Origin of the sequence: Marinobacter sp. UBA3604 (genome assembly GCF_002375325.1) — a bacterium.
In the GTDB taxonomy this organism is placed as follows: domain Bacteria; phylum Pseudomonadota; class Gammaproteobacteria; order Pseudomonadales; family Oleiphilaceae; genus Marinobacter; species Marinobacter salarius.
Genome location: NZ_DFMB01000038.1, coordinates 58,249 through 65,653, shown reverse-complemented (window position 1 = coordinate 65,653; position 7,405 = coordinate 58,249). Strand labels below are relative to the sequence as shown.

Annotated in this window: 5 protein-coding genes; 4 read left to right on the top strand and 1 reads right to left on the bottom strand. The window is 56.2% G+C overall.

The features are described 5' to 3' along the window. Positions 1 to 67: 67 nt before the first annotated feature. A complete protein-coding gene (gene nfuA / locus B2590_RS11375) occupies positions 68 to 655 on the bottom strand; it encodes a Fe-S biogenesis protein NfuA (RefSeq protein WP_007152088.1) in 588 nt (195 codons plus the stop codon). A 185-nt stretch (positions 656 to 840) separates the two neighbouring features. Here nfuA and metH point away from each other — a divergent pair, with 185 nt between their 5' ends. The 4 genes from metH to B2590_RS11355 all read left to right on the top strand — a co-directional run bounded on the left by metH (position 841) and on the right by B2590_RS11355 (position 7,337). Then, a complete protein-coding gene (metH, locus tag B2590_RS11370; RefSeq protein WP_286811188.1) occupies positions 841 to 4,548 on the top strand; it encodes a methionine synthase in 3,708 nt (1,235 codons plus the stop codon). 42 nt (positions 4,549 to 4,590) lie between these two features. Further along, positions 4,591 to 4,857, top strand: coding sequence for a DUF2970 domain-containing protein (locus B2590_RS11365; protein ID WP_036207475.1), 267 nt, complete (start codon positions 4,591 to 4,593; stop codon positions 4,855 to 4,857). Positions 4,858 to 5,188: 331 nt separating this feature from the next. Then, positions 5,189 to 6,841, top strand: coding sequence for a nitrite/sulfite reductase (locus B2590_RS11360; RefSeq protein ID WP_036207478.1), 1,653 nt, complete (start codon positions 5,189 to 5,191; stop codon positions 6,839 to 6,841). After that, positions 6,834 to 7,337, top strand: coding sequence for a DUF934 domain-containing protein (locus tag B2590_RS11355; RefSeq protein ID WP_036207481.1), 504 nt, complete (start codon positions 6,834 to 6,836; stop codon positions 7,335 to 7,337). Before B2590_RS11360 ends, B2590_RS11355 begins: the two co-directional genes overlap by 8 nt. Positions 7,338 to 7,405: the final 68 nt, after the last annotated feature.

Below are 7,405 nucleotides of genomic sequence, written 5' to 3'. Positions count from 1 at the left end.
GCCTGGCGCACAACAAAAAAGCCGGCATCGGCCGGCTTCATGTCATACTTTTAGAACATGCCTTATCTTACTGATAGTAAGCATTTTCTGTGTAGGTATGATCGGTAACGTCGCGAACGGCCGTTATCTCAGGAACACGCTCTTTCAACGTCGATTCAACACCCTGCTTCAGTGTGAGACTCACCGCGCTGCAACCCTGGCAACCCCCGCCAAATCGCAGGACGGCAATGGATTCCTCGGCTACTTCCACCAGGGACACTTCGCCACCATGAGCCGCGAGGTTGGGATTGATTTCCGACGCCAGGATATACTGGATACGATCTGGCAAGGGCGCGTTCTCATCAACGTTGGGCACCTTGGCGTTAGGCGCTTTAATGGTCAGCTGCCCGCCCATCTGGTCCTTGGAGTAGTCCACAAAGGCTTCTTCCAGGAACGGCACCGAATTGTGATCGAGAAACAGCGTGAACTTGCCCAGATCAACCTGCTCGTCCGTCGGTACAATTTCGTTCGGCGGGCAGTAGGCAAGGCAGGTCTCGGCGTTCTTGGTGCCGGGCTGGGTTACAAAAATACGGACACCCATGCCCTCCACATCCTGTTTTTCGATAAGTTGTGCAAGGTAATCCCGAGCGGGATCTGTCACCGTAACCAATGCCATAGTTGCAACCCGTTTGAAAGTGTTCCTTCATTTTAAGTGAGATCGCTGCAACATGAAAGACCAAGTAAAATAGTCAGACTTTAAGCGGTCCATTGATCAACATCATGAGGGCGTGGGACGACAACCGCCATTTTTGCTATGATCGCGCGCCATTGAGACAAAAACGACTTCCGGAAGTAATTGATATGACCGACCACAACGCTCGCCTGGACCGCCTGGAACAGCTTGGCAACGCCCTGAAAGAACGCATCATCGTCCTTGATGGCGGCATGGGCACCATGATCCAGAACCTGAAACTGGACGAGGCAGCGTTCCGTGGCGACCGGTTTGCCGATTATGACCGTGAGGTTCAGGGCAATAATGACCTTTTGAACCTGACCCAGCCCGCCCTGCTCCGCAATATACACGCGGACTATCTTGACGCCGGCGCTGACATTATTGAAACCAACACCTTCAACTCCACCCAGCTGTCGCAGGCCGACTATGGTCTCGAATCGATTGCGAAGGAATTGAATATTGAAGCGGCAAAACTGGCGCGCCAAATCGCGGACGAATTCACCGCCCGCAACCCGGAGAAGCCGCGTTTCGTGGCCGGTGCGGTTGGCCCGACATCCCGCACTGCATCCATTTCACCGGATGTTAACAACCCTGGATATCGCAACGTCGATTTCCAGACCCTGGTCGACAATTATTACGAAGCGGTGGAAGGCCTTGTTCAAGGCGGCTCTGACCTTATCCTGATCGAAACCATTTTCGATACACTGAACGCCAAGGCTGCGATCTACGCCACCCAGCAGTACTTCATCGACAGTGGTATTGAGTTGCCAATCATGATTTCCGGCACTATTACCGACGCTTCAGGCCGCACCCTGTCTGGCCAGACCACCGAGGCATTCTGGAATTCCGTATCTCACGCCAGGCCTGTTTCAGTCGGTCTGAACTGCGCCCTCGGTGCCGACGCCCTGCGCCCCTACGTGGAAGAGCTCGCCAATAAATCGACGACCTACGTCAGCGCCCACCCCAATGCCGGGCTGCCGAACGAATTCGGCGAGTATGACCAGACGCCGGAAGAAATGGCGGAGATTATTGAAGGCTTTGCCCGTGACGGGTTTCTGAACATCATCGGTGGTTGCTGTGGCTCACGCCCGGACCATATCGAAGCCATCGCGGAAGCGGTTTCCAAATACCCGCCACGAAAGATACCAGAGCAGAAACCCGCGCTGAGGCTGTCCGGCCTTGAACCGTTTACGGGTGACGAGAACACCCTGTTCATCAACGTGGGTGAGCGCACAAACGTGACGGGCTCCAAGCGATTCCTGCGGCTGATCAAAGAGGAGCAGTACGAAGAGGCCCTCAGCGTCGCCCGCGACCAGGTAGAAAACGGTGCCCAGATCATCGACATCAACATGGATGAGGGCATGCTGGATTCGAAGGACGTCATGGTGACGTTCCTCAATCTGGTCGCCTCGGAACCCGACATCTCCCGCGTTCCGATCATGATTGATTCCTCCAAATGGGAGGTCATCGAAGCCGGCCTGCGCTGCATACAGGGCAAGGCAGTGGTGAACTCCATCAGCCTGAAGGAAGGCGAGGAGGAGTTCCTCAAGCGTGCCCGTGACTGCATGCGCTACGGCGCCGCCGTCGTGGTCATGGCCTTCGATGAGGACGGCCAGGCGGATACCTTTGAACGTAAAACGGAGATCTGCAAGCGCTCCTACGATCTCCTCGTCGGTATCGGCTTCACCGCCGGCGATATCATTTTCGACCCCAATATCTTCGCCATCGCCACTGGTATCGAGGAGCACAACAATTACGCGGTGGATTTCATCAACGCCAGCCGCTGGATTCGCGACAACCTGCCCCACGCGTCCATTTCCGGTGGTGTGAGCAATGTGTCGTTCTCGTTCCGCGGCAACGATGCCGTGCGCGAAGCCATCCACTCGGTATTCCTGTACCACGCCATCAAGGCCGGCATGAATATGGGCATCGTCAACCCCAGCCAACTCGTGATCTACGACGGAATTGATCCGGAGTTGAAGGAGTTGGTTGAAGACGTGGTGCTCAACCGCCGCGACGACGCCACCGACCGCTTGCTGGAAATTGCCGAGCGCTATCGCAGCAAGGGCGGCAAAACCCAGGAAGAAGATCTGGCCTGGCGCGAGTGGCCGGTTGAGAAACGAGTAGAGCACGCCCTCGTTAAAGGTATCACCAACTACATCATTGAAGACACGGAAGCCTGTCGGCAGCGTGCCGAACGCCCGATCGAAGTCATTGAAGGCCCGCTGATGGACGGGATGGGTGTGGTTGGCGACCTGTTTGGCGACGGCAAGATGTTCCTGCCCCAAGTAGTCAAAAGCGCACGCGTCATGAAGCAGGCGGTGGCCCACCTGATCCCGTATATCGAGGCCGAGAAATCCGAGGAACAGAAGGCCAAGGGCAAGATCCTGATGGCAACGGTCAAAGGTGACGTACACGACATCGGCAAGAACATCGTGGGTGTGGTTTTGCAGTGCAACAACTATGAGGTCATCGACCTCGGCGTAATGGTGCCCTGCGACAAGATCCTTGATGTGGCACAGAAGGAAGACGTCGACATCATCGGCCTCAGTGGTCTGATCACGCCGTCGCTGGATGAAATGGTCCACGTTGCCAGGGAAATGCAGCGACTGGACTTCAACATCCCGCTGATGATAGGCGGCGCCACCACCTCCAAGGCTCACACTGCGGTAAAGATCGAACCCCAGTACAAGAACGACATCGCCCTGTATGTATCCGACGCTTCGCGCTGCGTGAACGTTGCCTCCCAGTTGCTGAGCAAGACCGCCAAACCCGCATTGGTGGACGGTGCCCGCACCGAGTACGATGAAATTCGGGAGCGCCGTAAAAATCGGGGGGAACGCACCAAGCTGGTCTCATTGAAGGAAGCCCGGGACCGCGCCCCGGAAATCCGATTCGACGACTACCAGCCGCCGAAGCCAACCTTCACCGGTGTACGGTCCTTCGAAACCTATGATCTGAAAGAACTGGTGGACTACATCGACTGGACGCCCTTCTTTATTTCCTGGGATATGTCCGGCAAGTACCCCGCCATTTTCGATGATCCAAAGCGCGGTGAAGCCGCCAGGACGCTGTTTGATGACGGTCAAAAAATCCTTCAGCAGATGATCGACGAGAAACGCGTTTCCGCCAAGGCGGCGATCGGCTTCTGGCCCGCCAACCGCCGCGGCGACGATATTGTGCTCTATACCGACGAGACCAGGGAAAAGGAACTCACCACCCTGCACCATCTGCGACAGCAGGATGACAAGGCACCGGGCAAGCCGATGATGACGCTGTCGGATTTTGTAGCGCCGGAAGGTGACGGCCCCGTGGATTACGTGGGCGGCTTTGCTGTAACCACTGGCATCGGCGCGGAAGAGTTTTCACTGGAATTCAAGGATCGCAACGACGATTACAACGCCATCATGGTCAAGGCCCTGGCGGACCGTCTTGCGGAAGCCTTTGCCGAGCACCTGCACGAACGGGTACGGAAGGAATTCTGGGGTTATGCCGAAGACGAGGCACTCAGAAATGACGACCTGATCCGTGAACGGTACCGGGGCATCCGGCCAGCGCCCGGCTATCCCGCCTGCCCGGACCACACGGAGAAGGCCACCCTGTTCGACCTGCTCGACGCACCGGCAAACGCTGGACTGGAACTGACCGAGCACTTTGCCATGTTCCCGACTGCGGCGGTTTCCGGATGGTATTTCTCCCATCCCGAATCAAAGTATTTTGCGGTGGGTAAGATTGGCGTGGATCAGGTTGAAGACTACGCAACACGAAAGGGAATATCCAAGGCCGAAGCAGAGCGATGGCTGGCGCCCAGCCTTGCGTACGACCCGGCGGAATAATCACCGCCGGTGTCCGCCTTCACACACCAGCGGAAGCCAAGCATGACGGATAAACACGAAAACGAGCAATCACCCGACAAGCCTGCCGAGCCTGCCAAATCGGCAAAGAAAGCGAAGGCAGGACCGGGGGTTCTCAAGGTGATGCAGAGCATCCTTGCCGGCGCACTCGGCGTTCAGTCCGACAAGCGCCGTGAGGAGGATTTCTCAAGCCACAGTCCCTGGCCGTACATCATCGCCGGCATCCTGTTTACGGTCGGCTTCGTTGTTACCCTCGTGGTGGTCGTCAAGCTGGTGCTTGCCGGCCAGTAGCGATTACTGCCCGGATACCCAGACTACGGCGAAGGCAACGACCAGCATTACCAGTAAAACGGCGGCAACGGCGTCGGCCTGACTGTCGGTTCTCGCGGTCTTCTTCATACTCTTTCCTCGCTATGTCGTTATTATCTGTTTTGTCGCACACGCCTCTTTAAATCTAGGCGGGAAATTGTAATCAGTCCAGCAATATCTGGCTTTCTATATCACCTTAGTCGATAAACATATTTGGAAATAATCATTTTAAGAATAATGACACGGTGATATTCTCCCACGCAAGAAATGGCACTAAAGCCGTATTTCCAGCGTTTCAGCAGGACGTTCCACTATGTATGTTTATGACGAACACGACCGGCAGATGGCTGCCGAGCGCGTTGCACAATTCCGTGACCAGACCGAGAGAGCATTGGCTGGCGAGCTGAGCGAAGACGAGTTTCTTCCACTGCGACTTCAGAACGGATTGTATGTACAGCGTCTTGCCCCGATGTTGCGCATCGCGGTTCCGTACGGAATGCTCCGTTCTACCCAGCTTCGCCGCCTGGCACGCATAACCCGTGACTATGACAAAGGTTATGCGCACTTTACAACCCGCCAGAACGTTCAGCTCAACTGGCCGGAAATCGAAGACGTACCGGATATCCTGGCCGAGTTGGCGGAAGTGGAAATGCACGCCAACCAGACCAGCGGCAACTGCATTCGCAACACCACCACGGATCAGTTTTCCGGTGTGCAGGCTGACGAGATCACCGACCCGCGCCCTTACTGCGAAATCATCCGCCAGTGGTCTACCTTCCACCCGGAATTCGCTTTTCTGCCGCGCAAATTCAAAGTGGCCGTCAACGCCTCCGAACATACCGACCGCGCTGCTATCCAGGTGCATGATATCGGCCTGCAGATGGTCCGCAATGATCAGGGTGAACTCGGCTTCCGTGTTCACGTGGGCGGCGGTCTTGGACGTACGCCGATGGTAGGCCCGGTTATCCGTGACTTCCTGCCGGAGCTGGACCTGCTCACATATCTTGAAGCCGTGCTGCGTGTTTACAACCGTTACGGTCGCCGGGACAACAAATTCAAGGCCCGCATCAAGATTCTGGTGAAGGCGCTGACACCCGAAGGCTTTGCGGCGAAGGTGGAAGACGAATGGTCCCACATCAAGGACTCCCCCACCCGCCTGACCCAGGAAGCCATTGAGCAGTTCAAAGGGTATTTCACCGAGCCGGACTACCAGCAGGTTCCGGATGTGAAGGACGCTTTGGCGACCCAACGATTCGAGAACCGCGAGTTTGATCAGTGGATCAGCCACAACGTGGATACCCACAAGAACCCTGGCTACGCCATTGTGACACTGACCATGAAGAAAACCGGCACGCCGCCGGGCGATGTCAGTGATCGCCAACTTGAACAGATTGCCGACCTGGCGGACCAGTACAGCTTTGGTGAAGTACGGGTGACTCATCAGCAGAACGTAGTTCTGGCGGATGTCCGGAAAGACCAACTGTTTGAGCTGTGGCAAGCGATCACACCGATGGACTTTGCCACGGCGAACCTGAATACGCTGACCGATGTTATCTGCTGCCCCGGTGGCGATTACTGCGCCCTGGCGAATGCGAAGTCTATTCCCGTGGCGGAGTCCATTCAGCGCCAGTTCGATGATATGGACTACCTGTACGACATCGGCAACATTGATTTGAACATTTCCGGCTGCATGAACGCCTGTGGTCACCACCATGTGGGCAACATTGGCGTCCTTGGCGTCGACAAGAAGGGCCAGGAGTTCTACCAGATCAGCCTGGGCGGCTCCTCCCATCACGATGCCGCGATTGGCAAAATTCTCGGGCCCTCTTTTGCCCGGGAAGATATGCCGGAAGTGATGCAGAAAATCATTAATGTGTACGTCGATAACCGGACCGAGGAAGAGCCTTTCCTGGATACTTATCGCCGTATTGGCATCGAGCCATTCAAGGAGCGGGTTTATGCCTGATGTGATCACCAGTGACGGAAGTATCCGTCAGGACGATTGGGTTGTTGTGCCAAGGCCAGCAGACGGGGAGTCCCTGGATGTTCCCGAGCAACCTGCCCTGATTCCGGCCGATCTTTGGTTGGCGGGCAAGGAGCACTTTGAAGACCGTGATGACATCGGTGTATGGCTCGACAGCCATGATGAGCCGGAGATTCTGGCTGGCGTGGTCAATGAGCTGCCGGTGATTGCGGTGAACTTTCCGAAGTTCAGCGATGGCCGCGGTTACAGTATCGCGCGGCTGCTTCGGGAGCGCCTGAGCTACCGGAACGAACTTCGTGCGGTCGGTGATGTGCTTCTTGATCAGCTGCAGTTTATGAAGCGGTGCGGTTTTGACACGTACGTACTGCGCGCCGACAAGGATATCAACAAGGCAGCTCGTTGCCTGAACTTCTTTACCCAGGGGTATCAGGCGGCGACGGATACGGACGAGCCGTTGTTTCGTCGTCGGGCTTCCTGACTCTTAGTCTTTTACTCCCCAGACGAACAAAGAGGGAGCTGATTACCAAAACACGCCTCAAGACGTCC